Source organism: Cutibacterium sp. 37298 (assembly GCF_023838685.1).
GTDB lineage: Bacteria > Actinomycetota > Actinomycetes > Propionibacteriales > Propionibacteriaceae > Cutibacterium > Cutibacterium acnes.
Genome location: NZ_JAJNRJ010000002.1, coordinates 371,298 through 395,876, shown reverse-complemented (window position 1 = coordinate 395,876; position 24,579 = coordinate 371,298). Strand labels below are relative to the sequence as shown.

Here is a 24,579-nt window from a genome sequence, read left to right as displayed (position 1 = left end):
TTCGCGCAGGAGGGACCCATCGCTATCAGGATCAGACAGGTTGCTACCGGAGACGGGCCGGCCGTCGCGCGGATGTCCCACGGCGAGTATGTTTGGCTGGCTGTCGACACCGAGTCAGTCGTTGATGGCCTTCTCTAGGTCTTCGGATTCGCCTGGGCCGGGATGCATCTCGACGGGCCTATGTCATGGTCTATCCCGACAACACCCGGGCCAAGGCATTTTACCGCCGTAACGGGTTCTCTCCCGATGGTCATCTCGACGATTACCGCGACGAGGATCCGGCCTACGTCCTGGAGTGCTGGATTCGCTGAATCCCCTTGGTTCTTGCTCGCGACAAGCTAGGATAAATTAAATTTATTTATTTCTTGTGTCGATGCGCCACGACGACGTAGTGGGACCGGCTCAGGGGATGACGACCCGGTCCCGGGCCGTGAGTCACGAAGGAGTGCCATGCCCATAACACCACGAAAGTGCAAGGCTGCCGCCCTTGCCACAGCGCCGGTGGCCGCTGCCCTCGGTGCTTACGGATTCCTCAAGGGGGGCGACGAAGTTCTATTCCAGCCAGGTTAACGGAACTCCCGAGCAGTACAAGATGACCCTTCCTGGTGACGACCTCGTCCCGGAAGGTTCGCCGCGCTTCAAGCGCCTCACCCATGTGGAGGATCTCGACGCCCCCTGCGACGAGGTCTGGAAGCACGTCTACCAGCTCAACACCACGACCGCCGGCTTCTACTCCTTCACCTTCTTCGAGAAGATGTTCGGACTGTCGGTCGACAACACCTTCATGGTGGAACAGGCTTGGCAGGACCCGGACTACTACAAGCCCGGTGACATGTTCTGTTGGAGTTACGCCGGTTTCGGTGCCGAGGTCGCCGACATGGTCCCCGGCAAGTATCTGGTGTGGTTCGCTGACACCCGTGACGGCACCAGGACACCGGGCGCAAGCTTCCTGCTACCGCCCGGAATGCCGTGGAACCGCTGGAGCTGGGTCATCGCCCTGGAACCCCTCGACAGTGGCAACCGGACGCGCATCTACTCCCGGTGGAACATCTCGGCCTCCGAGGAGTCCAGTCCGATCTCGGCCTTTTTCATGGATCTGGTCATGATGGACGGCGGCGGCATGATGAACCGTCGGATGTTCCAAGGGCTGGAGAAGGCTGCCGTCGGAACTGCTCGCAAGAACATCTTCCTGCGCGCCTATCAGCGGTTCATGGGCAAGTCCTACGGCACTGACGACGACTTGCAGTACCGCATTCCGTACCCGGAGATCCGCTGGTCTCGCGAGTTCCCTCGAGTGGCCAGCGAACGGGCCCCCTTCACCGAGGATCCCAACTGGCCGCCGGCCCCGGGGGAGGAGTACCGCGCCGACATCGAAGGCAACAATGCCCGCAACGGGTGGACCGAGGACACCCCGGCCGCCAATGATGCCGAGGCCGAGCGGCGTGCCAAGGACCTGGCAGCACATCTCGATGAGATGGTACGTGGCCGGCGAACTGCCCGCTGAGATCTTTCGCGACCTAGACCATTACCGACCCCATTCATCGCCGAACTTATTCACCACTACATCGACAAGGAAGAATGATGTCCATCCCGAAGGATTCACGTATCGCCATCATCGGTGCTGGCCCGGCCGGGCTGGCTGCCGGAATGTACCTCGAACAGGCCGGATTTCACGACTACACGATCCTGGAATGCACCGACCACGTCGGAGGCAAGTGCCACTCACCGAACTACCACGGCCGTCGTTATGAGATGGGAGCCATCATGGGCGTCCCCAGCTACGACACCACTCAGGAGATCATGAATCGCACCGGCGACAAGGTCGACGGGCCGAAACTGCGTCGCGAGTTCCTGCACGAGGACGGCGAGATCTACGTCCCGGAAAAGGATCCGATGCGTGGCCCGCAGGTTATGGCAGCAGTGCAGAAGCTGGGTCAGTTGCTCGCGACGAAGTACCAGGGATATGACGCCAACGGCCACTACAACAAGGTTCACGAGGACCTCATGCTGCCCTTCGACGAGTTCCTCGCCTTCAACGGGTGCGAGGCCGCCCGAGACCTGTGGATCAACCCCTTCACGGCCTTCGGCTACGGGCACTTCGACAACGTCCCGGCCGCCTACGTGCTGAAGTACCTCGACTTCGTCACCATGATGTCCTTTGCCAAGGGAGATCTGTGGACGTGGGCCGACGGCACCCAGGCGATGTTCGAACACCTCAACGCCGCCCTGGAGCACCCGGCCGAACGTAACGTTGACATCACTCGCATCACCCGCGAGGACGGCAAGGTCCACATCCACACCACGGACTGGGATCGCGAGTCCGACGTCCTCGTCCTCACCGTCCCGCTGGAAAAGTTCCTCGACTACTCCGACGCGGACGATGACGAGCGGGAGTACTTCTCGAAGATCATCCACCAGCAGGACATGGTGGATGCCTGCCTGGTGAAGGAGTACCCGACCATCTCTGGGTACGTCCCCGACAACATGAGGCCCGAACGTCTCGGGCACGTCATGGTTTACTACCACCGCTGGGCTGATGATCCGCACCAGATCATCACGACCTACCTGCTACGTAACCATCCGGACTACGCGGACAAGACTCAGGAGGAGTGCCGCCAGATGGTCCTCGACGACATGGAGACCTTCGGTCATCCGGTCGAGAAGATCGTCGAGGAGCAGACCTGGTACTACTTCCCGCACGTTAGCTCGGAGGACTACAAGGCCGGATGGTACGAGAAGGTCGAGGGAATGCAGGGTCGTCGCAACACCTTCTACGCCGGAGAAATTATGAGTTTCGGTAATTTCGACGAGGTGTGCCACTACTCGAAGGACCTGGTGACGCGGTTCTTCGTGTGAGGTGTATTCCCGCATTGCTGCGGGGATGAGAATGGGGATGGTACCGGGTTCGGTACCACCCCCATCGACCGTCGCGAACCGGGCCTCTGTGAGGCTTCGGGCCGGTAGGATCAGGTTATGGATACTTCAGTCAATGTCGACACGTCGTCAAGACCGGCGCACGAACCGGCCACCGCTCCCGGTCGTTTCGTCGTCAGAGATGCCTGTCACGAGGACCTGCCTGAAGCCGCGGCTGTTCAGGCCGTGTGCGTCCGAGAGATCGGCCAGGGGGTGATCCCTAATGACGTCCTTACCGAGGTCACTGGCCCCGGTATCGTCCACACCACCATTGAGCAGTGGAACCACTTTATGGATGATGGTGCGATCTTCAAGATCCTTGTTGATCGCCTCGATATGAGGACTGTCGGGGTTGCCATGGCCCGGGTCTCTACAAGTTCTGATGCTCCCACGCCGTGGGAGATCGCGACCCTTCATGTACTGCCAGAGGCGCGCAACTGCGGAGCGTCAGACAACCTCCTCGATGCTTGTATCGGGAACCGGTCGGCCTATGTGTGGGTCTTTGTCGATAATGCTCGCGCCATTTCGTTCTACCAACGCCATGGGTTCCACGTCGACGCGTCCGACGGTGCCGTTGACGATTCCCTCGGCGGGGTAGAGCTGCAGCGGCTGATCCGCGAGGACATCATCGAGTCGCAGTGATGATGGATGGGTAGCTCCCGTGGCTCGTCGGCATGCCAGCACATAGGTCTAGCGCTGCCTCAGCCGACGATGGTCCTCACACATGGGACGAGACCTTGGTGGTGTCATCCTGAATATGCAGGGCGACTTGCTTGAGCTTGTCCTCGTGGGCTCGGGCATGGTGCGCGCAGAAAAGGAGCTCGCCACCATTGCGCAGCGTGATGCGCACATAGGCTTGTGCGCCGCAACGATCACAACGGTCCGCAGTGGTGAGGGCTTGGTGTTCGATCATCGTGGTGCTCATGACAACCTCCTCCATCTGAATCATCGGATCACCTACTAGACAACCTACGCTATCGTCGGAATGTTCCCATACGTATCGAAAGATGGATGGCTGGGGGCGAACACGGTGCCGGGATTCCGTGTCGTCGGCTGTCGATAAGCTGCCACCGTGACCATGGACAACATCTCGACCTCATCAGCCAACAGCTCGGAAACGCCACGTGGTGAGGGCGATACCGTGCGCACGGCGTCGACTAGCCGGGAGTACGGCGCCAAGAATTTATTGGTGTTGGAGGGGCTCGAGGCGGTACGCAAGCGTCCGGCCATGTACATCGGGTCGACGGATACCCGCGGTCTCATGCACTGTCTATGGGAAATCTTCGACAACGGTGTTGATGAGGCGCTTGCTGGGTATGGACGCCGCATCACCGTCACTTTGGAGAAGGCCGGGTCGATCCTCGTTACTGACGAGGGTCGTGGCATCCCGGTTGACGTCGAGCCGCGCACCGGACTCAGCGGCCTCGAAGTGGTTTACACCAAACTGCATGCGGGCGGGAAATTCGGCGGTGGGGCTTATAACGTCTCAGGTGGGCTGCATGGCGTCGGTGCTTCGGTCGTCAATGCCGTCTCAGTGCGCTTGGATGTGGAGGTGGATCGCAAGTCCACGGTGTGGGGGATGAGCTTTCGCCGTGGCGTTCCTGGGGTCTTTGAGGGGGAGGGCCCCGATGCCCCCTTTACTCCTGGATCGGGGGTGCGCAAAGTAGGCAAGGCCAAGCGTGGTGTGACCGGTACTCGCGTTCGGTACTGGCCCGATCGTCAGATCTTCCTTCCTGATGCCAAGCTGTCATGGTCCAAACTTGCTGACCGTGCTCGTCAGACGGCTTTCCTCGTCCCCGGCTTGGAGATCGTCATTACCGACGAGAGGGGTATTCAGACTGATCCTGAGACTGGCGATGTGCTGGAGACGGTCTCAGAAACGATGCGTTTCGATGGCGGCATCTCTGAGTTCGCTGAGTATCTCGCCACTGACCAGCCTGTCAACAATGTCATGAGATTGCAGGGGGAGACTTCCTTCACCGAGACCGTCCCCATGCTTGACGAGAACGGTGGTATGACGCCTACCGACGTCGATCGGGACCTCGGGGTCGACATCGCCCTGCGATGGGGGACCGGTTACGACACTACGGTGCGTTCCTTCGTCAACATCATCGCTACTCCTAAGGGGGGCACCCACGTTCAGGGGTTCGAACAGGGTCTGTTACGAGCCTTCAGTGCCGGTCTAGAGGGGACACGCATCCTCAAGTCCTCAGAAGAGATCGTTAAGGATGACGTCCTTGAGGGGATGACGGCCGTGGTGACGGTGAGCCTGGCAGAGCCCCAGTTTGAGGGTCAGACCAAGGAGGTGCTGGGTACTCCGCCGGTTCGACGCCTCGTGGCGCGCATTGTTGAGGACAAGATGACTGCCTTCCTCACTTCGGCCAAGGCGGCTGACAAACCAGTAGCACGCGCCCTTATGGAGAAGGTCGTTAATGCTTCGCGGACCCGTGTGGCTGCCCGGGCACACAAGGAGAACCAGCGTCGTAAGAACGCTCTGGAATCCTCTCACCTGCCGCCCAAGCTCAAGGACTGTCGATCTTCCGATCCGGACGTTACCGAGCTGTTCATCGTCGAGGGTGATTCCGCCCTCGGAACGGCCAATGTGGCTCGTAACTCCGAGCACCAGGCTTTGCTTCCGATACGCGGCAAGATTCTCAATGTGCAGAAGGCTGATCTCGGTGCCATGCTCAAGAACGCCGAGTGCGCCTCGATCATCCAGGTCGTTGGTGCCGGGTCGGGCAAGACCTTCGACCTCGACCAGGCCCGTTATGGCAAGGTCATCTTCATGGCCGACGCCGACTCCGATGGTGCCCATATTCGTTGCTTGCTGGCCACCCTGTTCTTCCGTTATATGCGCCCAATGGTGGAGGCTGGCCGGGTGTTCTCGGCGGTACCACCGTTGCACCGATTCGAACTCATCAACCCTAAACGGGGGATGGACAAGTACCTGTACACCTATACCGATGCCGACTACCAGCGCACCGCCGCCCAACTGGCGAAGAAAGGGGTGCGGTTCAAGGAACCGCAGCGGTACAAAGGTCTCGGTGAGATGGACGCTTCCCAACTCAAGGAGACGACGATGGACCCGCGCCATCGCACTCTGCGTCGCATCACCGTCGACGATGCCGCGGAGGCCGAGGGCACCTTTGAGATCCTTATGGGCAATGAGGTAGCCCCGCGTAAACAGTTCATCGTCGAGGGGGCTTACCGTCTCGATGCTGAACAGATCGACGCTTAAGAGGGCTCGTTTGCGTCCCTGCGCGTCAGTGGCCTCGCGGAGACGCGAGGTCTAGCGAGGCGCATGCTCCTCGCTGTCTAAGTGTTGGCCTCGGGGCGACGGGTTCGTTATATGCACAATCGTTCTCGCTGTGAGGTGTGTATGACAAGTTACAGCAGGCCGTCTTAGTGACGGAATGTGTTCCGCTAAGGTTCTTTTGAGGTTCATGACGAGTGATGTTGTGGCCCTAAATAGATAGATATGGAACAGGGGAGCTGGCATGGTGGGTCGAATACGACGATCCGGTGACGGACGCAACGACACGTGCAACGTTAACGGGGGATCGTCGGCAAGGGGGCTGCAACGGTGATCTGGTTCCACCTGGCCGTGGCCATCATCTTCATCATCATCGGCTCGCGCCTCGGTGGGGTGGGCGTCGGACTCGCGGGAGGGGCGGGATGTATCGTTCTTGTGGCCACTGGTCTTCACACGAAGGTGGCTGAGGACATTCCTTGGACGGTTATCGGCATTATCATGACCGTCATCTGCGCCATCGCTGCCCTCCAGCTCGCGGGCGGGATGGACTATCTTGTGCATCTGGCTGAGGTCATGCTGCGCAAGCATCCCAACCAGATCAACTACCTCGCGCCGCTGACGACCTTCCTGCTTTCCTTGCTGTGTGGTACCGGACATACCGCCTATTCAGTGCTGCCCGTTATCGTGGAGGTGGCTAAGGAACATAAGATCCGGCCGTCGAGGCCGCTTTCCATAGCCGTTGTGGCATCCCAAGTCGCGGTCGCATCCTCCCCGATCTCAGCGGCGACCTTGGCCTTGGTTGGAGTTCTAGAGCCGTTGGGAGTGGGTTACCTTGAGATCCTCGCGGTGACGATCCCTACTACCTTCATCGGATGTGCCGTCGGTGCCGTCGTGGCATCGCGTCAGGGCAAGGATCTCATCGATGATCCGATCTATCAGGAACGCGAGGCTAAGGGACTGGTGAGCCACAACGCTGCTGTCGCCGACACTGGGTGGAGGCCAAAACGGACTGCCATCCCCAGCCTTGTTGCCTTCCTCGTCGCTCTTGTTGTGGTCGTTGGTTACGCCACTGTCTCATCGGAAGAGGTCGGTGTGCTCACCAAACCGCCTATGACGTCATCGGCGGCGATCATGCTCATTATGCTGACGACGGCGATGATCATCTGCATGATGTCACGTGAGGACGTCAAGCAGCTCACCACCCAGACGACGTTCCGGGCCGGAATGTCTGCAGCGATCTGCATTCTGGGACTGGCGTGGCTGGGAAATATGTTCGTCAATAACTACATGGATGTCCTGACCCACGCGGGGGCCTCAATCCTGCATTCGGCCCCGTGGTTCCTTTCGGTGATCCTGTACTTGGCTGCACCACTGATGTTCTCCCACGCTGCGACGACCGTCGCCTTCATGCCGGTGGTGGCCAAGATCGGTCTGTCTCCGATGGTGATGCTGGCTTGCTACCCGGCTGTGGCCAACTACTACCTGCTGCCGAACTACCCCACGACGGTTGCAGCTATGGAGATGGACGACACCGGATCGACGCGAGTCGGACGTATCGTCCTTAACCACCCCTTCGTCCTTCCTGGTACCGTCTCGATTGCGGTAACGGTCCTACTGGGAGCTTTCTGGGCCCCCATTGTGCTGGGATGAGGTTCGACGAGGCGCGATCGTGGTTCGTTAGGCGCCGGTAGACTCAACAGCCATGAGCCACACCGACGTGCCGGCCGATCAACGCAAACGCGTCCTCGCCTGGGCCATGTGGGATCCAGGAACCCAGCCCTTCGCTTCGGTCATTACCACCTTCGTCTTTGCCGTCTATCTTGTCGGCGACGCCTTCGGGTCCAAAGACCGCACTGTCACTGCGCTGTCATGGACCATGACTTTGGCGGGCCTGACCATTGCCTTGCTGGCACCTGTCGTGGGGCAATGGGCAGGTCGACGAGGGCGGCAGGTGACTGCCCTGAAATGGCTTACCTGGACCCTCGCGGTGATGTCGGGATTGCTCTTTTTCGTCAAGCCTCATTCGTCCTATCTCGTCTTTGGATTGGTGCTGTTGGGCATTGGGACGGTCATCTCGGACGTCGGGAGCTCCCTATACAACGGCATGCTTGATGACGTTGCAGAGTCTGGCAAAGTCGGACGGATTTCCGGTCTCGGATCGGGTATGGGCTATCTGGGTGGGATTATTGCCTTACTCGTCATCTACATCGCCTGGATTAAACCAAAAGTGGGTTGGTTTGGAGTAACCAACCACGAAGGCATGAACATCCGCGTGGCGATGCTGTTTTGTGCGGTATGGATCCTGGCGCTGACCTTACCCACCTTTTGTGTCCTGCGCGATAACCCACGGCCGATCGAATCGTCTGAACCCCGGCCGCATGGTCTGCGGGCCCTCGGGCATTCCTACGCCGAGCTGTGGCGCAGCGTGGTGAGGATTTGGCACGTCAGCCGTAACACGATCATTTTCCTTATCGCTTCCGCCTTGTTCCGCGACGGGCTCAACGGCGTTTTCCAATTCGGTGGGCCACTCGCTCGTCAAACCTTTGGATTCAGTGCGTCAGGTGTACTCATCTTCGGTATTGTGGCCAATCTTATCGCCGGAATTTCCACAATCTTGCTGGGGCGCCTGGATGATCGCATCGGTCCGAAGCGACTCATCATTTTTTCACTGATCGTGTTGTCAGCGTGCGGTATGGGTGTTTTCATCGGCCACGCTGGTTCTGCCATGGTGTTTTGGGTGCTCGGCCTCATCATGTGTGGTTTCGTCGGACCAGCTCAGTCCGCGTCGCGAAGCCTCCTCACTCAGATCTGCCCGCCCGGGTACCAGGGAGAGGTCTTCGGTCTCTACGCGACCACTGGCAAAGCCGTCTCGTTCCTGGCACCGGCACTATTTGGCCTCTTTGTCACGGTGGGCCATGCCATCACCGGTGGTGACAACAACCAGTACTGGGGAATCATGGGCATCGTCCTCGTGCTATTGGCGGGGTTGGCGGCCACGATTCCGGTCAGCACTGCTGAGATCCGTGGCAAGACTCATACGAATTAGCCCTCAGCAGACCCGATTGACGTGCGTAGTGAAGTTATAGACCACAGACTTTCGACGACGACCCGGGTGATGCCGAACAGATGGGATCAGACTCCTCTAGCAGCCAGTCCGGGCGGGTCTGCTGGGTCAGAGGATTCGGCATAGCGAGCATTGCCTAAGCCAAGCGGGCCAGAACCCGCTCGCTATCGGTCAGCTGAACAGTTCGGGTTGGGAACCGATCTGCTTCTCATTACTCGATAACGGGTCACCGGAATCCAATGCATCGTTCGATCCGTCGGATACCGGATTACCCTTGTTAGACCCGTGACGGCGACTCCCGACTGCCAGAATCGGTTGACGTCCCTGATCACCGGAGCCGTCTCGACGCATATTAGGTGCTGGCAGTTCGATAGGCACCCCGGACGCGGCACAGGCCACGGCCGGATCGGGGCCGATCCAAGCGAACACCAGGGCCGTCTCTCCCTTGAGGAATCGCTGACACCTCATACCACCGGTGGCTCGTCCCTTGGGCGGGTACTGGTCGAAGGGGGTGAGTTTGATCGAGCCGGGTTCCTTACCTGCGGCGGCGGGGGAAGATGCGGCCACCGTTACCACCGAGGATCCGCGTCGGGGGGCAGCGCCAAAGAAAATCACTGGATCCTTGGCCTTGATACCGGCCACACCGCCACCCGAGCGTCCCTGCGGGCGCACTGCGGATGCAGGGAAGTGAAGCAGGGCGGCGCCCTGGGTGACGAAGCACAGCTCGAGGTCCTCGTCGCCCATTTCAACGGCACCGACGACCTCGTCACCGTCCTTAAGACCGATAACCTCCCAAGACTCCTTGCCGAGTAGTTCCGGGTTGACCCTCTTGACGATGCCGTTTCGGGTACCAAGAGCCAAGGAAGGGCCCTCTCCTGACAGGCTTGTCACGGCTAGAGCTCGCTCGCCCTTCTCCAAACCGACAAGGTCGGCTAGCGGGGTGCCACCGGCTACTGACGGCGCAGTTGCGGTTATCGGCAGGCTTGCGAGTTCGACAGCATGGACACGCACGAGACGACCGGCACTAGTAATGATGCCGAAATCACCACGGGCGGTGGTGCGAGCGCTAGAGATGATGACATCGTGAGTGGCCCTGTCCCCGCCGCTGGGAAGGCCGTCAGCGGTATCGATGCGGGCCAGCAAGCCAGTCGCCGACAGCAGTACCCAACATGGGTCGTCTGGCACCTCGAGGGGAGCCGATGCTGCTGCGACCGATGGCGCAGCTCCTAGCAGTACAGTGCGACGCGGGGTGCCGTATTTGGACGACACTTCGGCCAATTCCCCGGATACCACGCGACGTAGCTCAGCCTCATCACTGACGATGAGCGTTAGCCCTTCGATGCGTTCGCGCAGTTCACCACGCTCAGATTCCAGCTCAATAGTGGAGAACTTAGTCAGGCGGCGCAGCTGCATGTCCAGGATGTAGTTGGCCTGCACCTCGTCGAGGTCGAAGGTGCCCATGAGGCGGGTACGGGCTGCTGCGGCGTCTTCGGAGGAGCGGATGATCGCGATGACGTCGTCGATGTCGACGATGGCCAATAGCAGACCCTCGACGAGGTGCAGCCTGTCCTGGGCCTTGTTGAGTTGGAACTTCGTGCGTCGCAGGGTGACGTCGAGACGGTGGTCGAGGTAGACCTGCAACATTTCTAGCAGGCCTAAGGTGCGGGGTTGTCCCTCCACCAAACTTACCGCATTGATGGCGAAGGAATCCTCCAGCTTGGTAAGTTTGTAAAGCCGCTCCAGCAGGGCTTCAGGGTTGATGCCGTTCTTGACCTCAATGACCAGACGGGTGCCGTTGGTCAGGTCGGTGAGGTCCTTGACGTCGGCAATACCGGTGATCTTTTTGGACTGCACCAGGGTCTTAATCTGGTCGATGATTCGCTCTGGTCCGACCATGTACGGCAGCTCGGTGACGACGATGCCGCGGCGTCGTGGAGAAACCTTCTCGATGCGGGCGGTAGCACGGATCTTGAAGGAGCCACGGCCGGTGCGATAGGCGTCGGCGATGCCATCAAGACCGATGATTCGTCCACCGGTCGGCAGATCCGGTCCGGGCACGAACCTCATGATCTCGTCAAGGTCGGCGTCCGGATGATCGAGCATGTGACGGAGAGCTGCCACAACCTCGACGAGGTTATGTGGTGGGATGTTGGTTGCCATACCTACTGCGATACCCGAAGCCCCGTTGACGAGCAGGTTCGGGAAGGCGGCCGGCAACACTGAGGGCTCGGTCTCTTTGCCGTCGTAGTTAGGTTCGAAGTCAACGGTGTCTTCGTCGAGCCCATCGATCATGGTAAGAGCTGGCGGTGCCATCCGACACTCGGTGTAACGCATGGCAGCGGGGCCGGCGTCAAGGGACCCGAAGTTACCGTGACCGTCGACGAGGGGGAGCCTCATCGCCCACGGTTGGGCGGTGCGTACCAGGGCGTCGTAGATGGCAGCGTCGCCGTGGGGGTGCAGCTGGCCCATGACCTGTCCGACGACTCGCGCTGACTTCACATGGGGACGGTCCGGGCGAACTCCCATGTCGCCCATGGTGTAAAGGATGCGGCGCTGGACGGGCTTGAGGCCGTCCCGAGCGTCAGGAAGGGCGCGGGAGTAGATGACGGAGTATGCGTACTCCAGGAAGCTGTTCTCCATCTCGCGGGAGACGTCGACGTCGATAATGTTCTCGGTGAAGTCGTCATCCACCGTCTTTTTGGTCATCGTTACCTCCCAAGCAGCACGCGCTAACGACCTATTTTGGTTGATTGGCGCGAAATCTGCATATCAGGGCTGAGGGGGATCCTCGTGGTTGAGCACCTTGTCAAGGAGCGGAGCGAGCTGATCACCGTCGGGAGCGCGCACCAGCGGCGCAGATTCGGGGGTCCACTGCACTCGATGACGGTCCTCCAGCACGGTTGTTGTGCCATGGGCAAGCACCTGCTGGGTCGTCGAGAGTTCACGGATGGCGATGGCCCGGGTATGGCCCGGCTGAAGCTCGTCAAACTCGGAGTAAATCCGGATGTCGTGCTGTCCGTCATCACCGACGAGGACCCATTCAATGTCGGGGAAGTCACGAGCCAACTCGCGCAGAGCAGTGCGCTTGTGGTCTACCCCAGAACGGAACCATCCGGTGTTCGTCGGGCCCCAGTCGGTCAGCAACAAAGGCCCTTGCGGATACCCGTGGCGGGCCAGAAACCTTACCAAAAATGGGTAGGTATTCCACGCGCCAGTCGACACATAGACCACCGGGGCGTCGGGATGTCGTTCCAGGAGTTTCTGGTACATCCGTGCCATGCCGGGAATGGATTTGCGGGCCTGCTCGGTGAGCACGAAAGAGTTCCAAGCCGCGATGAGAGACCGGGGTAGGGAAGTAGAGATGACAGTATCGTCAATGTCAGAGATGATTCCGAATCGAGTGTTCCGGGACACCACGAGAACCTTTGCCGTCGTGGTATCACCGCTGGTTGACAAGGTGACTTCATGCCAGCCTGGTTGTAAACCGTGATTTTTGATGCGCACGTCGACGTATCCGGCACGGTCTGCTCGTACTGTGATCTTCTCACCGTTGACGTCAACGACGACCTCTGCGCCCGGGGCAGGCAGGCCGAGGAAGTTGCGCCAACCACGTTGGGACAATAACTCGATGGACAACAGATTTCGTCGAGTTAACGGAGATCGATCTGGCCGACGTTTCTGCTTCGGGTTTCGCCCGGGCGGACTGGTCAGGACGACTCGTCCGAGTACACGCAGATGGGTGGCCGATCCATAACTGCGGTAACCGATGACGCACGGCACCCAGCCTCGTCTGCGCAGTGTCGTGTTGAGGCGCCTATGGACGGCATCCTCGACTCGGGCTCCGATGAACGGCCGGTTCGACATGTCTTGGAGATTACTGGATCAGGCGTCATCGTGGGACGATGGGCCGGTGAGTCAGTCTGCCGATCAAGCCCGAGTCCCTCTGCCGGCTGCATTAGCAGCCGAGATCCAATCCTGCGGATTCTTCCCAGAGCTGGTTATTGACCTCGCTGAGACCTCTTTGGCGGGGGACGAAGTTCTCGACCATCTGCTGCACCTAGAGGCGACCTTCGATAACGACGAGGTTCATCGTCATCTCACCCTGATCCTGCGTACTGCTACCCGTATGCTGATTAGCCACACCGACGAGCGCGCAGAGGGAGGCCAGTTGCAAGCCGTCACCTCGAGCGAGTCCATCCCGCTATCTCACGTGAGTTCGGTGGTGCTGACGCGGGTCGTGCAGCACCCTGACCGATTCGGTACAGATCCTGCGTCGACCACGGTTGAAGCCTGGCTCCAGATGACGTGGGGGGCTGTCTCACGACTTGAACTCGAGCCAGCCACGTGCGGGGACCCGATGTGCACCGCAAACCATGGCTATACCGGTACATTCAGTGGAGATGACATCGTCATCAGGATGAGCCCGGCTGCCGACGGTGCCGACCAAGTTGAGCGTCTCATGGGATTCGCGACGCGGATGCAGGCCGTCACTGGAGCAGCCCGATGAGTTCCCTGCTTGCTGCTGATCTTATGCCGCCCGGTCCCGGGACCCTTTCTGATCTGGTGCCCGCGATGGGTCAGGCGTTGACAGGCGGGGGGCCGGCCGGCCTGGGGTTGCCTGATGCGACACGGTACGTGTTCCTGCTGGTTGATGGAATGGGCCAGGAGAACCTCGAGCAGTTTCGCCATCTTGCCCCAACTCTGTCGGAGATGGAGAACTGCCACGACCTGACTTGTTATGTGCCCTCGACGACGGCTACTTCGCTGAGCTGTATCGGTACCGGAGCGGTTCCCGGGCGCCATGGCGTTGTTGGCTACACCTTCCGCGCGCCGTCTGGTCGCGTCATGAACGCCTTGAGCTGGGTCAATGGGGATGATCCCGAGGTCATCCAGCCGCACCCTACGGCGTTTGAGTCACTAGTTGCTGCTGGGGTGACGGTGAGCAGCGTCGGCCCAGCACGCTTTCAGCGATCGGGGTTGACGCGCGCGAGTCTACGTGGGCCGCGATTCATTCCCATCCGTGACGAAGGCGATGTCGATGAGCGTGTCTACAAAACCCTTAAAGCCTCACGTTCGGGTGACGCTTCACTGACGTACGTGTACGAGCGCTCGCTTGACCACGTTGGGCATGGTGAAGGATGGCAGTCGGCAGCATGGAGATTGCGGCTCATGTGGGTTGATGAGCTCGTTGGTGCTCTTCTCGATGAGCTCGATCCTGGAACCGCCCTGGTCGTCACTGCTGATCACGGCATGGTTGACGTCCCCGGCGACCACCGCGTCATGGTGGAGGACGAGGGTGGACTGCTCGCTGACGTTGACCTGTTGGCTGGTGAGCCTCGGTTCCGCCACATTTACACTCGTCGTCCCGATGAGGTCGCGCAACGATGGCGACGCGTACTCGGGGATCGTGCTCAGGTTGTCATTGGCGACGATGCTGTTGCGGCTGACCTGTTTGGACCAGTTGACGTGTCCACCCGTTCCCGTTTCGGTGACGTACTAGCGATTACTCGTGGTGATTGGGCCATCATGAGCCGCGCTACCCCCAAGGAACTCACCCTCGTGGGCATGCACGGATCGCTCACTCCGTGTGAAATGCGGATCCCATTGCTGGCCCAGATCTGTGAAGGATGAGGATGGCTGAGCTTGTTTTCCACACCGGTCCGATGGACTCTGGCAAGTCCACCCTCGCACTGCAGATGGACCATGCGCAGTCCGCTCACGACCGCCAAGGGGTGCGATACGCGATGCACGACCGCTCTGGTGGGGCTCGGATCACCTCGCGGATTGGTCTGAGTGTCGAAGCTGTCGAGGTCACTGACTCCCTGGACCTCTACCAGGACATCGTCTCGCGGTTGAGTCGCGGAGGACGAATTGATTACCTCATTTGCGACGAGGCCCAGTTCTACCGAACTAAGCAGATCGACCAGCTGGCTCGAGTCGTCGATGACCTCGACATCGACGTCTACTGCTTCGGAATCCTGGCCGATTTTCGGACAGAGCTATTTCCCGGATCAAAACGCCTCGTTGAGTTGGCCGACCGCGTCGTTGAGCCCCCGGTCTCACCGTTGTGCTGGTGCGGCCGTCCTGCCACCCATAATGCCCGCATCGTGGATGGGAAGTTGGTGCGTGAGGGTGACCAGGTCGGCGTCGGAGACATCGGTGGTGGATCAGAGATCCATTATGAGGTTCTATGCCGCCGTCACCACCGTCAAGGGATTACCGGGGAAGTTTCCAGGGCGACCTTGTCGGAGCAGACCCTACCTTTTGATGGCTCCGGGTCCTGACGAGCATGGCCCCAGGGTTCGCGTGCGGTCAAGGATTTTCCCGCGGTGGGTGGGATATCAGGTATGCGGGGTGGGTCCGCCGAACATGATCTCATCCCAAGAAGGGATCGACGCCCGCCTCGATTTACGCGGTTTGCGCTTCTTGCGGGGGCGGCTACCCTCCTCGACGAGGGCGTCCTGCTGGGGAGTGTCATCGGCAGCTTGAGCTGACGCTTGTGAGCGAGAAGTCGAAGTCGAGGTCGAGGTCTTCTTCGTCGATGTGCGTGGCTTCGACGCCGCAGTATCCTGCGCAGAGGTGTCGTCATGGGGTGGCTGGGCCTCGCTTTTCCCCCCAGCCTGATCTGGTTGGGATGTCTCGATAGCATGCGGAGCCCCGGCTGGCTGGGGAGCCTGAGGCGTAGCTGGCTCAGGATCGTGATTTACCTCCGGATGAGACGCAGCGTCAAGGACTGGGGTGGCGAGACCTTCATAGATGTTGACCGAGTCCTCTTGAAACCCGGCAAGCATCTCGTAGAGCATGTCGGTGTCAGCTGGGGACGAGGTGTCGAAGTCGTAGACCCCGTCGTGCTTCGTCATTCCGGCGACTGCCTCAGGATCAGCGGTCTGGCTTTGACGGTTACTGACGGCCCGCACGATCGCCAGCTCGTCGTTGAGATCGAGGGTTGGTTCCTGGTCAGGGTCTGAAGCCCCTTCAGGTAAGGGTTCGGCAGGCGCCGGGGAGCGATCGTTGACGAGCCACCGCGCACCGGCATCCTCGGGGGAGGTGTGGCGTCCCTTGAGATCGAACCGGAAGGTCGCAGAGTGGGGAGCGTCCTCCGTGGAAGCTGGCCATCGCGCCTCAAGGGCCCAGGTACGGTCCTCATGGCGCCAGGATCGCCAGGAGATTGTCGCCTCAGGGATCGAGTTGGCCCTGGCGACTCGCGAGATCACGGTACCTAACGTGCGGTGCGATCCGGGTGCGCCGGCGCGGCGAACCGGGCATGTCATGGCAACCTCGATGATGTGGTCCAACTCAGCAAGGACCGGCACCGCGAATGGTTCCACCTGATCGACGCCGACGCCCGCCTCAACGGCCACTTCCTCGACAGTGGCCCCAGAACGGATCCGCGATTGAATCTCGCGGGGGCTCAGAGCGCTGTCCATCGTCCACCTTCCCTCCCGACCTTGGTGGCTGGGGTTTGGCTGTGTGAGTCACCAACTTACTGCCTTCGGGCGTGATGCTACCGCCCAGATGCCATTGCGCGCTGTCTGCTGACTTGACAGGTGTGATACACAAGGGGGCGAATATTGTGCGGTCGCAGCTCGCAGCAAGCGAGTTGTCGACGTCTCGAGTCCTTATTGGAAGGTGACCATGGCTACCGATTATGACGCTCCGCGTAAGACTGATGAGGAGGTCAGTGAGGACTCCATCGAGGAACTCAAGAACCAGCGCAACGATAAGAACTCTGGAAAGGTCGACGAGGACGAGGTCGAGGCCGCTGAGGCTTTCGAGCTGCCTGGTGCTGACCTTTCTCATGAGGAGTTGACTGTTCGTGTCCTTCCTCGTCAGTCCGGCGAATTTACCTGTGCGTCGTGCTTTCTCGTCAAGGGACGTTCTCAGCTAGCTGAGGAGCGCGACGGCCAGTTCTACTGCGTCGACTGCGTTTGATCTCCTAGGAGAACGAACGGACCCCCGCCCAGAGTGGCGTGGGTCCGTTGCTGTTGTCATGGGGGACGATCAGTCGTCGTCTTCGGCATCGAGATTTTTGCCTGTGATGGGGTTGACAGCGCTGAACTTCATCCAACGTTTATTGACGAAGCGGTGCATGAGCAGTTGAGATCCGGCAATGCCGATGCCGCTAGCGAGCGCCCACGAAAGTGCCTTCGTCGTCGAGATCTCGGGGTCGTCGGGTTGAGGGGTCTCCTCGTCGCCAGTGACATACTTCCACACGCCTTCGACGACCTTCTGACTCACAATGGTGGTGACCGCGCCAAGGGCGCCGGCGTAAACCTTCCATAGGATCTTTTCTGGGATCATGCTGTCATCATATGGCGTGACGGTCCGTCGATTAGGCTGTGATGGTGAATTTCCCTTCAGGATCAGTGGTCTACTCCGAGAGGCTCTGGGCGCCGTTGTCGTGGTGGCTTATTGGGGCTGCCGTGGCGCTCTCGCTTATCGTCGCAATTGGAGCATGGACGAGCCTGGCTACCGGGGGCATCGTGGCTGTCATCGTTGTGGTGGTGGTCGTCGCGGCTTTCATCAAGGCTGGAAGCGTGCGGATTGTGGTCACTGAAGAAGGATTTGGCGTTGGGCGTTCCTGGATTGAGTGGCGTTGGGTCGATCGGGTGCGGGGTATGGATGCCCAGACCATGAACTCGGTGATGCGGTCCAGCCATCAGGTGGGGTCGTTTTTGGTGACTCGGCCGTGGATTAGATCTGGGCTCGTTTTGAGGCTTGCCGACCCTGCTGATCCTCATCAGGCGTGGATCGTGAGTACACGTCGTCCTGACAAGCTGGCGGCCATTGTCGGTGAGTACGTTGTGGTGCCGGGATCCCCCTCCAGCTCCGAGAACTCTATGGAGGACAACCATGGCTGATGTCGTTGTGCCCACTGTGGCGGTTCCCGAGGCGATGCCTCGATATGCCATGCCTGGCGATGCCGGTGCCGACCTCACCTGCCGCCACGATGTCGATCTAGCCCCTGGGGAACGGGCGATGGTTGAGACGGGAGTGCGTGTCGCCCTGCCTGACGGTTATGTCGGTTTCGTCAATCCCCGGTCGGGCTTAGCCGCGCGTCACGGGCTATCGATCGTCAATGCGCCCGGAACGATCGATTCTGGGTACCGCGGGCAGATTAATGTGCTGCTCGTCAATACCGATCCGCGGGAGCCAGTACATCTTGATGCTGGTTCCAGGATCGCCCAACTCGTCGTCGTCCCGGTAGTGGAGGCTATCTTTGAGCCGGTCGAGGATCTCGACGATACTGAGCGCGGGCAAGGAGGCTACGGTTCCACCGGCGTTTCTGCTATGCCTCCGGTTGATGGATAGACTGCATTCGTTGACACCACAGTGTCGGTCGAGGAAGGACACAATGTTCGGTCGCAAGAAGCGTAACGACGACGTCGAGACGGATGAAGTCATCGACGAGGATCTCGAAACTACTGAGGAGGCTCTGGACGACCTCGACGCCAAGGAGGCCCCCGAAGAGGATGAGTCCAGTGAGGAGGAAGACACCTCCGCCTACCGAATTAACCTCGATCGCGAAGACGGGCCCTTCGATATTGACGAGGTTGATCTCGACGCTGACGACGTAGAGCGGATCGACTTCGGTTCCCTCATCGTTACCCCATTTGAGAATATGCAGATGCAGATCCAGCTGGATCAGACCTCGGGTGCTGTGCAGAGCCTGCTCGTCGTCCAGGGCAATTCGGCTATTGAGATTGCTCTGTTTGCCGCTCCCGCTTCAACCCTCATGATCGATGAGGTCCACGAGGAGATGGTGCGAGGCACTGAAGTCCAGGGAGGTGAAGCCAACGTCGGCCCCGGCCCGATGGGTGCTGAGCTGCGTCGTATCGTTCCGATGAAGGGCCCCGACGGTGAGGACGGCTACCACGTCTCCCGCACCTGGTTGGCCCAAGGGCCACGCTGGTTGCTGCGTGGTGTCCTTATGGGCGAGTCGGCATTGGGCGAGAAGCTCGATGCCACCGGGCAATTGCTGCTGGAGTTTTTCTGCAACCTTGTGGTGCATCGTGACGACAGCCCGCGCGTCCCTGGCGACGTTATCCCTCTGAGGGTGCCTGAGGGGTTGCATCCAGAGGAGTCCTGATCATGGTTCGAGGCACCGATGCTCGTGCTCATCGTGAGTCGACGCTTCGTCGAGTGCTGCACCATGTGACGGCGTCCAACGAGGCCCTAGCTGATGACGATCTGCAGCGTTCTAGTCTTGATGCTGGGGCGTCAACGATTGCCGAGGCTAAATTGCGTACTCGCGCATCCCTCCAAGGCCGCATCGAGGTGCTGACCCTGAACCCACGTGGGAACAATCGGTGGTTGGAAGCGGAGCTCAGGGATGGCAGCGGTGCGGTGACTCTCATTTGGATGGGGCGCAGGCGCATTCCCGGTCTGCGGGCTGGTCGACACGTGAACGTTGAGGGGATGATCACCGAGGCTGATGGACGTCGGGTTATATACAACCCCAGGTACACGATTCTTCCCGACTGAGAAGTAGCTTCGGCGGGCCTTGCGATTTCCGCCCGCCTCACGGCCTAGTCAACTCCCACTGGGCGTGAGGTTTGTCATGGTTAGCGTGGTGCCAGCAGGTCAACCAGATCGGGCTCGTAATTGGGCGAGATCATAAAGAGCAGCTCATCGCCAGCCTCCAACGCGGCCTCACGTTCGGGCGCTCGGCCTTGCCCATCGCGGATAATGGCGACCAGAACTGCGTCTCCTGGCATCGAGATGTCTCGAATACGATCACCGACTCGGGGCGAATTGTCAGGCAGGGTGAGCTCCACAAGGTTCGCGCGTCCCTTCTGAAAGGTAAACAGGCGCACCAATTCACCGACGGTAATGGCTTCCTCGACCAAAGCAGCCATTAGCCGAGGGGTTGAAACGGCAACATCGACGCCCCACACCTGGTCGAACATCCACTCGTTCCCGGGGTGATTGACACGGGCAACTGTCCTTGGCACCCCAAACTCAGTCTTCGCGAGCAGGGAGTGCACCAGATTGACCTTGTCATCGCCCGTGGCTGAAATAGCGATATCACAGTTGTCGATGCGGGCCTCTTCCAAGGTAGCCAGCTCACATGCGTCCGCGCACAGCCATTCCGCCTCGGGAACGGTGTCGGGCTTCATAGCTTTCGGGTTCTTGTCGATAAGCAGGATCTGGTGTCCATGAGCGGTGAGCTCACGGGCAATGGATCGGCCGACATTACCGGCTCCAACGATGACGATTCTCACGATTCTCCTTGCCTCGGGTGAACGGCGTTGTCCGTGACGATCAACGTTTGACCGGCGGCTTGGCCAATAGGCCCTCGATCTCGGTGATGCGCTCGACCTCGACTGCGGCATAGACGACGTCGCCATCCTGCAGCAAGGTGGCTCCGTCGGGGACCATGCCTTGACCGAACCTCAATAGAAATGGCAGCGGGGTGTGGATGCGATCCTGAATAGCGGAGATTTTCATCCCGACCCAGTCGGTATGGGTGTTGACACGGATCAAACGGACCTGGCCGGATGGGTCGCGCCACGCCGGCTCAGATCCCTCCGGCATGAGACTGCGCAACACTTGGTCGGCAGCCCACCGCACGGTAGCTACCGTGGGGATCCCAAGACGCTCATAGACTTCAGCCCGGCCCTGGTCGTAGATGCGGGCGACGACGTTGTCGATGCCGAATTCCTCGCGAACCACTCTGGCAGACAGGACGTTGGAATTGTCGCCGCTGGAAACAGCGGCGAATCCATCAGCTTCTCGAATTCCAGCTTTTTCGAGTACAGAACGGTCGAATCCGACGCCTTTGACTGTGCGCCCTTTAAAGTCAGGTCCCAAGCGGCGAAACGAGTTGTCGTCAATGTCAATGACTGACACGTCGTGCCCGCGCTTCTCCAAGAGGATGGCTAAGCTTGATCCAACTCGGCCACACCCCATAATGATGATGTGCACGTGACCCCTCCTCATGGGTGGCGCTGGCACCCATCTGTGTCGTAGTTGTCGGTGCTATTGTGCCGCGTTCTGGTCTAGCTGTCTCGTTTGCGGGCGTTTGTCGACCTGACGATGATGAGGTTGCCGGATGGGATGGTGGTGGCGACGTGCCGATGATGTCGCACGCAAGTAGAGTGGCCCGCCGTGAAGGTTTTCCAAGCCGTCAAAAGGGTGCTCATCGGGCGCAAACTCGAGAGCAGTGCGCTGGGCGAGACCCTCCTTCCGAAGCGGATCGCGCTGCCCGTGTTCGCCTCTGATGCGCTCTCGAGCGTGGCATACGCTCCCGACGAGATCCTTATTACCTTGTCTTTGGCTGGTACTGCCGGGTTCGCGTTCTCGTGGAAAATTGGTATTGCCGTCGCCTTGGTCATGCTCATTGTGGTAATGAGCTACCGCCAGACGGTGCACGCTTACCCCTCAGGCGGTGGCGATTATGAGGTTGCGACAGTCAACCTGAGTCCACGTTTTGGGCTCGTGGTGGCCAGCGCGCTTCTCGTCGATTATGTGCTGACAGTGGCCGTTTCGGTGTCGTCGGGTGTCCAGAACGCCGAGGCGATGATCCCCGGACTCGCTGGTCATGAAGGTGTTGCAGCGGCCGTCGTTATAGCTGTTCTCACCGCCATGAATTTACGAGGTGTGAGGGAATCAGGAACATTTTTTGCTGTCCCAACCTATGCTTTCATGATCTCGGTGATCTGCATGGTGGTGTGGGGACTCACGAGGATCTTCGTCCTAGGAGACAATCTTCGCGCCCCAACCGCAGATTTCACCGTCGTCGGTGCACCGAAGTACACCGGCTTGGTCGGTGTTGCTTTCGTCGTTCTTATGGCGCGTACTTTCTCGTCAGGCTGTGCCGCACTGACAGGGGTCGAGGCGATCTCCAACGGTGTGCCGTCTTTCCGTGAACCGAAGTCAAAGAACGCCGCCACGACGTTGGCGATGCTTGGCGGGATTGCCGTCTCGATGCTTATGGGCATTCTCGTCTTGGCCAGTGTCACCGGTGTCAAGATGTTCGATGAGACGGGGGAGTCACATCTCGTCGATACGCATGGACACGCTGTTAAAGAGCAAGTGACGGTTGTTGGTCAGTTGGCGCGTACCGTCTTCTACGACTCGTTCAAACCGGGCTTCTACATCATGATCGTCTGTACGATGATCATCTTGTTCTTGGCTGCCAACACCGCCTTCAACGGTTTCCCGGTGCTGGGCTCGATCCTCGCCCGTGACGGCTTCCTGCCGCGTCGTCTCCATGCCCGCGGTGACCGTCTCGCCTACTCCAACGGCATCTTGACCCTTGCCACCGGTGCCATCATTTTAGTGCTGGTTTTTAACGCCTCCGTGACAGCGCTTATCCAGCTATACGTAGTTGGAGTTTTTATCTCCTTCACAGTGAGCCAGACCGGCATGATGCGCCACTGGACGCGCCTGCTGCGTACCGATACTTCGGCCGGGACCAAGGAACGTCGCCGCTGGCAGCACTCAAGGATCATTAACGGCATTGGCTTGGTCGGGACCGGCATCGTTCTGATCATCATCTTGGCGTCGAAGTTCATTCATGGCGCTTATCTGGCACTTATTGCGATGGCCGTGGTGTACGTGCTCATGACGTCGATTAAGAAGCATTACGACTCGGTGGCCCGCGAGTTGGAGCTCAATAGCCCGTCTGATCGCGCCTTGCCCTCGCGCGTACATGCGGTGATCATGATTTCTGACCTCAACAAGCCGACGATGAGGGCTATACAGTTCGCGAAGGCTACTGTCCCAACTTTCTTGGAGGCTGTCATCGTCGACGTCGACCCCGACGCTACGGAGCGCCTGCTGGAGCGCTGGGACGAGGAGGACATCGACATCCCCCTCAGGATCATTGCTTCCCCATATCGTGAGATCACCAACCCGTTAATCGATCACATTCGCCGTATCCGCAGCGAAAATCCGCGAGACATGGTCGAGGTCTTTATTCCGGAGTACGTTGTTGGCCACTGGTGGGAACATCTACTGCACAACCAGACGGCGCTCGTCGCGCGTGCCCGGCTGCACTTTATGCCGGGTGTGCTGATCTCCTCAGTTCCTTACCAGTTGCGTAGCTCAGCGATTCTCGAAAAGCGTTGGAAGCGTAACGATCCTCGTTCTTGGCGGGATCCTGGTGCCACCATCACTCCCCGGCGTTGAGATGCCACCGAGGGCCTTAGACTTAGATAAATGCATGAGTCTGTTGGTGCGTCCCAGGGCGATGAATTCGACCTTGGTATGGGCAATATCGCTCACGGTGGTTATTGCGTGGCGCGTCTCGATGGCAGGGTAGTCTTCGTCCGCGGCGCGTTGCCGGGGGAGGAGGTCCGGGTTCGGCTGACCGACATATCGAAGGCTTCGCACTGGTTTGGACAGGCTGTCGACGTCATCTCGGCCGATTCGCATCGCGTTGTTCCGCCATGTCCAGTGGCGGGAGAGTGTGGGGGTTGCGACTTCCAGCACGTCGATGTTGAGTTTCAGCGCGAGCTCAAGCGGCGTGTCGTCGCTGAGCAACTCAGTCGCCTCGCTGGGATTAAGTGGGCGGGGACTGTGGAGGCTGCTACCGGTTCCTCCGATGGTCTGGGCTGGCGTACGCGCATGCAGTATCGCAGCCTCAACCAGCGTCCAGCGCTGCGTCGTCATCGTAGTCATGATTTAGTACAAGTTCCCGAAGGCGGTTGCCCGATCGCGCACCCTGCGGGCCGCTCTGCTGCTGAAGCTGCCTGTAATACGGCTGAGCACGCGATTGTCATGGTGACTAGTTGTCTGAGCGAGGATCCGGAAGTGAGCGTCATTGCAGATGGGCAGCTTGTTGCTGGCGGTGAGACAATGACAGCTCATGTTGGCCAACGTCGGTGGAAGGTCGGCGCTGGTGGGTTTTGGCAGATGCATCCGGGGGCTGCTGAAGCCTTGGCGGATGCAGTTATCGGTGGCCTGAAACCCCAGCAGGGTGACGAAGCTCTTGATCTGTATTGCGGTGTTGGACTCTTCGCAGGACTCTTGGCCGATCGTGGAGTTCGAGTCCGTGGTGTTGAGGTATCGCGTCAGGCAGTTGCGTTGGCGCGACGCAACGTGCCGGGCGGCCGTTTCACCGCTGGCCGCGTGGAGCGAGTGCTACCTCGGATGGCGCCTAAAGCCAACATTGTGGTGCTGGATCCGCCACGCAGGGGTGCTGGGAAAACTGTCGTCCAGGCTGTGGCTCGGACTTCGCCTCGGGCGATCGCTCATGTCGCCTGTGACCCGGCCGCCTTGGCTCGCGATCTGCACTTGTTCGACGTCAACGGGTATCTGCCTCGATCAATCCGTGCTTTTGACGTCTTCCCGATGACTCATCACGTCGAAGCCGTGGCGATTTTGGAACCGAAGGTCTGAG

The 24,579-nt window shown here is 59.7% G+C and carries 23 protein-coding genes and 2 pseudogenes; 18 read left to right on the top strand and 7 right to left on the bottom strand.

The window, feature by feature from the left end:
- Nucleotides 1–173: 173 nt before the first annotated feature.
- From LRP59_RS06350 to LRP59_RS06330, 5 genes and pseudogenes are all read left to right on the top strand, one after another.
- A pseudogene (locus LRP59_RS06350) lies at nucleotides 174–311 on the top strand (GNAT family N-acetyltransferase); the annotation flags it as partial.
- Between the two features lie 139 nt (nucleotides 312–450).
- Nucleotides 451–1,233 (top strand): annotated as a pseudogene (locus tag LRP59_RS06345) (hypothetical protein).
- Entirely contained in the window at nucleotides 1,211–1,504 is a 294-nt protein-coding gene (locus tag LRP59_RS06340; protein ID WP_032499619.1) for a hypothetical protein, read from the top strand. Before LRP59_RS06345 ends, LRP59_RS06340 begins: the two are co-directional and overlap by 23 nt.
- A gap of 77 nt (nucleotides 1,505–1,581) precedes the next feature.
- The gene (locus LRP59_RS06335) at nucleotides 1,582–2,856 is read left to right on the top strand and encodes an FAD-dependent oxidoreductase (RefSeq protein WP_148378414.1); all 1,275 of its coding nucleotides are present in this window, start codon (nucleotides 1,582–1,584) and stop codon (nucleotides 2,854–2,856) included.
- Between the two features lie 117 nt (nucleotides 2,857–2,973).
- A complete protein-coding gene (locus tag LRP59_RS06330; protein ID WP_002513678.1) occupies nucleotides 2,974–3,555 on the top strand; it encodes a GNAT family N-acetyltransferase in 582 nt (193 codons plus the stop codon).
- 76 nt (nucleotides 3,556–3,631) lie between these two features.
- On the opposite strand, the gene LRP59_RS06325 is transcribed toward LRP59_RS06330, so the two are convergent.
- Entirely contained in the window at nucleotides 3,632–3,862 is a 231-nt protein-coding gene (locus LRP59_RS06325) for a hypothetical protein (RefSeq protein ID WP_002513677.1), read from the bottom strand.
- 129 nt (nucleotides 3,863–3,991) lie between these two features.
- Here LRP59_RS06325 and LRP59_RS06320 point away from each other — a divergent pair, with 129 nt between their 5' ends.
- The 3 genes from LRP59_RS06320 to LRP59_RS06310 all read left to right on the top strand — a co-directional run bounded on the left by LRP59_RS06320 (nucleotide 3,992) and on the right by LRP59_RS06310 (nucleotide 9,212).
- On the top strand, nucleotides 3,992–6,151 hold the full coding sequence (locus tag LRP59_RS06320) for a type IIA DNA topoisomerase subunit B (RefSeq protein ID WP_002521685.1): 2,160 nt from the start codon (nucleotides 3,992–3,994) through the stop codon (nucleotides 6,149–6,151).
- Nucleotides 6,152–6,496: 345 nt separating this feature from the next.
- Nucleotides 6,497–7,816 carry an anaerobic C4-dicarboxylate transporter family protein gene (locus LRP59_RS06315; protein ID WP_002513675.1) on the top strand — a complete coding sequence of 440 codons (1,320 nt, stop codon included), beginning with the start codon at nucleotides 6,497–6,499 and terminating at the stop codon, nucleotides 7,814–7,816.
- Between the two features lie 52 nt (nucleotides 7,817–7,868).
- Nucleotides 7,869–9,212: an MFS transporter gene (locus tag LRP59_RS06310; protein ID WP_002513674.1), complete on the top strand. Its 1,344-nt coding sequence runs from the start codon at nucleotides 7,869–7,871 to the stop codon at nucleotides 9,210–9,212.
- A gap of 189 nt (nucleotides 9,213–9,401) precedes the next feature.
- On the opposite strand, the gene LRP59_RS06305 is transcribed toward LRP59_RS06310, so the two are convergent.
- The gene (locus LRP59_RS06305; RefSeq protein ID WP_002513672.1) at nucleotides 9,402–11,936 is read right to left on the bottom strand and encodes a DNA topoisomerase (ATP-hydrolyzing) subunit A; all 2,535 of its coding nucleotides are present in this window, start codon (nucleotides 11,934–11,936) and stop codon (nucleotides 9,402–9,404) included.
- 63 nt (nucleotides 11,937–11,999) lie between these two features.
- On the bottom strand, nucleotides 12,000–13,094 hold the full coding sequence (locus LRP59_RS06300; protein WP_002513671.1) for an App1 family protein: 1,095 nt from the start codon (nucleotides 13,092–13,094) through the stop codon (nucleotides 12,000–12,002).
- Here LRP59_RS06300 and LRP59_RS06295 point away from each other — a divergent pair.
- Genes LRP59_RS06295 through LRP59_RS06285 form a run of 3 tightly spaced genes read left to right on the top strand, consistent with a single transcriptional unit; the run spans nucleotide 13,075 to nucleotide 15,514 of the window.
- Complete coding sequence (locus LRP59_RS06295; protein ID WP_002533079.1) at nucleotides 13,075–13,737, top strand: DUF5998 family protein; 663 nt, start codon at nucleotides 13,075–13,077, stop codon at nucleotides 13,735–13,737. The two genes, LRP59_RS06300 and LRP59_RS06295, sit on opposite strands and share 20 nt — an antisense overlap.
- Entirely contained in the window at nucleotides 13,734–14,861 is a 1,128-nt protein-coding gene (locus tag LRP59_RS06290; RefSeq protein ID WP_002513669.1) for an alkaline phosphatase family protein, read from the top strand. The genes LRP59_RS06295 and LRP59_RS06290 overlap by 4 nt, the downstream gene beginning before the upstream one ends.
- On the top strand, nucleotides 14,858–15,514 hold the full coding sequence (locus LRP59_RS06285) for a thymidine kinase (RefSeq protein WP_002533077.1): 657 nt from the start codon (nucleotides 14,858–14,860) through the stop codon (nucleotides 15,512–15,514). Before LRP59_RS06290 ends, LRP59_RS06285 begins: the two co-directional genes overlap by 4 nt.
- Before the next feature lie 57 nt (nucleotides 15,515–15,571).
- Here the strand turns inward: LRP59_RS06285 and sepH are convergent, their stop codons facing one another.
- Nucleotides 15,572–16,657: a septation protein SepH gene (sepH, locus tag LRP59_RS06280; RefSeq protein WP_002513667.1), complete on the bottom strand. Its 1,086-nt coding sequence runs from the start codon at nucleotides 16,655–16,657 to the stop codon at nucleotides 15,572–15,574.
- Between the two features lie 208 nt (nucleotides 16,658–16,865).
- On the opposite strand from sepH, the gene LRP59_RS06275 reads away from it, so the two are divergent.
- Nucleotides 16,866–17,162, top strand: coding sequence for a DUF4193 domain-containing protein (locus tag LRP59_RS06275; protein ID WP_002513666.1), 297 nt, complete (start codon nucleotides 16,866–16,868; stop codon nucleotides 17,160–17,162).
- Nucleotides 17,163–17,231: 69 nt separating this feature from the next.
- Here LRP59_RS06275 and LRP59_RS06270 read toward each other — a convergent pair whose 3' ends face one another.
- Nucleotides 17,232–17,531 carry a DUF4235 domain-containing protein gene (locus LRP59_RS06270; protein ID WP_002533076.1) on the bottom strand — a complete coding sequence of 100 codons (300 nt, stop codon included), beginning with the start codon at nucleotides 17,529–17,531 and terminating at the stop codon, nucleotides 17,232–17,234.
- A 41-nt stretch (nucleotides 17,532–17,572) separates the two neighbouring features.
- Between LRP59_RS06270 and LRP59_RS06265 the strand changes: the two genes are divergently transcribed.
- Genes LRP59_RS06265 through LRP59_RS06250 form a run of 4 tightly spaced genes read left to right on the top strand, consistent with a single transcriptional unit; the run spans nucleotide 17,573 to nucleotide 19,715 of the window.
- Nucleotides 17,573–18,091, top strand: coding sequence for a DUF3093 domain-containing protein (locus tag LRP59_RS06265; protein ID WP_002532123.1), 519 nt, complete (start codon nucleotides 17,573–17,575; stop codon nucleotides 18,089–18,091).
- Nucleotides 18,084–18,542, top strand: a complete 459-nt coding sequence (gene dut / locus LRP59_RS06260; RefSeq protein ID WP_002513663.1) for a dUTP diphosphatase — start codon at nucleotides 18,084–18,086, stop codon at nucleotides 18,540–18,542. The genes LRP59_RS06265 and dut overlap by 8 nt, the downstream gene beginning before the upstream one ends.
- Nucleotides 18,543–18,585: 43 nt before the next feature.
- Nucleotides 18,586–19,320: a DUF3710 domain-containing protein gene (locus LRP59_RS06255; RefSeq protein ID WP_002513662.1), complete on the top strand. Its 735-nt coding sequence runs from the start codon at nucleotides 18,586–18,588 to the stop codon at nucleotides 19,318–19,320.
- Between the two features lie 2 nt (nucleotides 19,321–19,322).
- Nucleotides 19,323–19,715 (top strand): OB-fold nucleic acid binding domain-containing protein, encoded by a 393-nt coding sequence (locus LRP59_RS06250; RefSeq protein WP_002513661.1) that lies wholly within the window; start codon nucleotides 19,323–19,325, stop codon nucleotides 19,713–19,715.
- Between the two features lie 80 nt (nucleotides 19,716–19,795).
- Here the strand turns inward: LRP59_RS06250 and LRP59_RS06245 are convergent, their stop codons facing one another.
- Nucleotides 19,796–20,455 (bottom strand): TrkA family potassium uptake protein, encoded by a 660-nt coding sequence (locus LRP59_RS06245; RefSeq protein WP_002513660.1) that lies wholly within the window; start codon nucleotides 20,453–20,455, stop codon nucleotides 19,796–19,798.
- Nucleotides 20,456–20,495: 40 nt separating this feature from the next.
- The gene (locus LRP59_RS06240) at nucleotides 20,496–21,173 is read right to left on the bottom strand and encodes a TrkA family potassium uptake protein (RefSeq protein WP_002521676.1); all 678 of its coding nucleotides are present in this window, start codon (nucleotides 21,171–21,173) and stop codon (nucleotides 20,496–20,498) included.
- Between the two features lie 168 nt (nucleotides 21,174–21,341).
- On the opposite strand from LRP59_RS06240, the gene LRP59_RS06235 reads away from it, so the two are divergent.
- Entirely contained in the window at nucleotides 21,342–23,366 is a 2,025-nt protein-coding gene (locus tag LRP59_RS06235) for an APC family permease (protein ID WP_002513658.1), read from the top strand.
- A 30-nt stretch (nucleotides 23,367–23,396) separates the two neighbouring features.
- Nucleotides 23,397–24,578 (top strand): class I SAM-dependent RNA methyltransferase, encoded by a 1,182-nt coding sequence (locus LRP59_RS06230; RefSeq protein WP_002513657.1) that lies wholly within the window; start codon nucleotides 23,397–23,399, stop codon nucleotides 24,576–24,578.
- The last annotated feature ends 1 nt before the right edge of the window (nucleotide 24,579 follow it).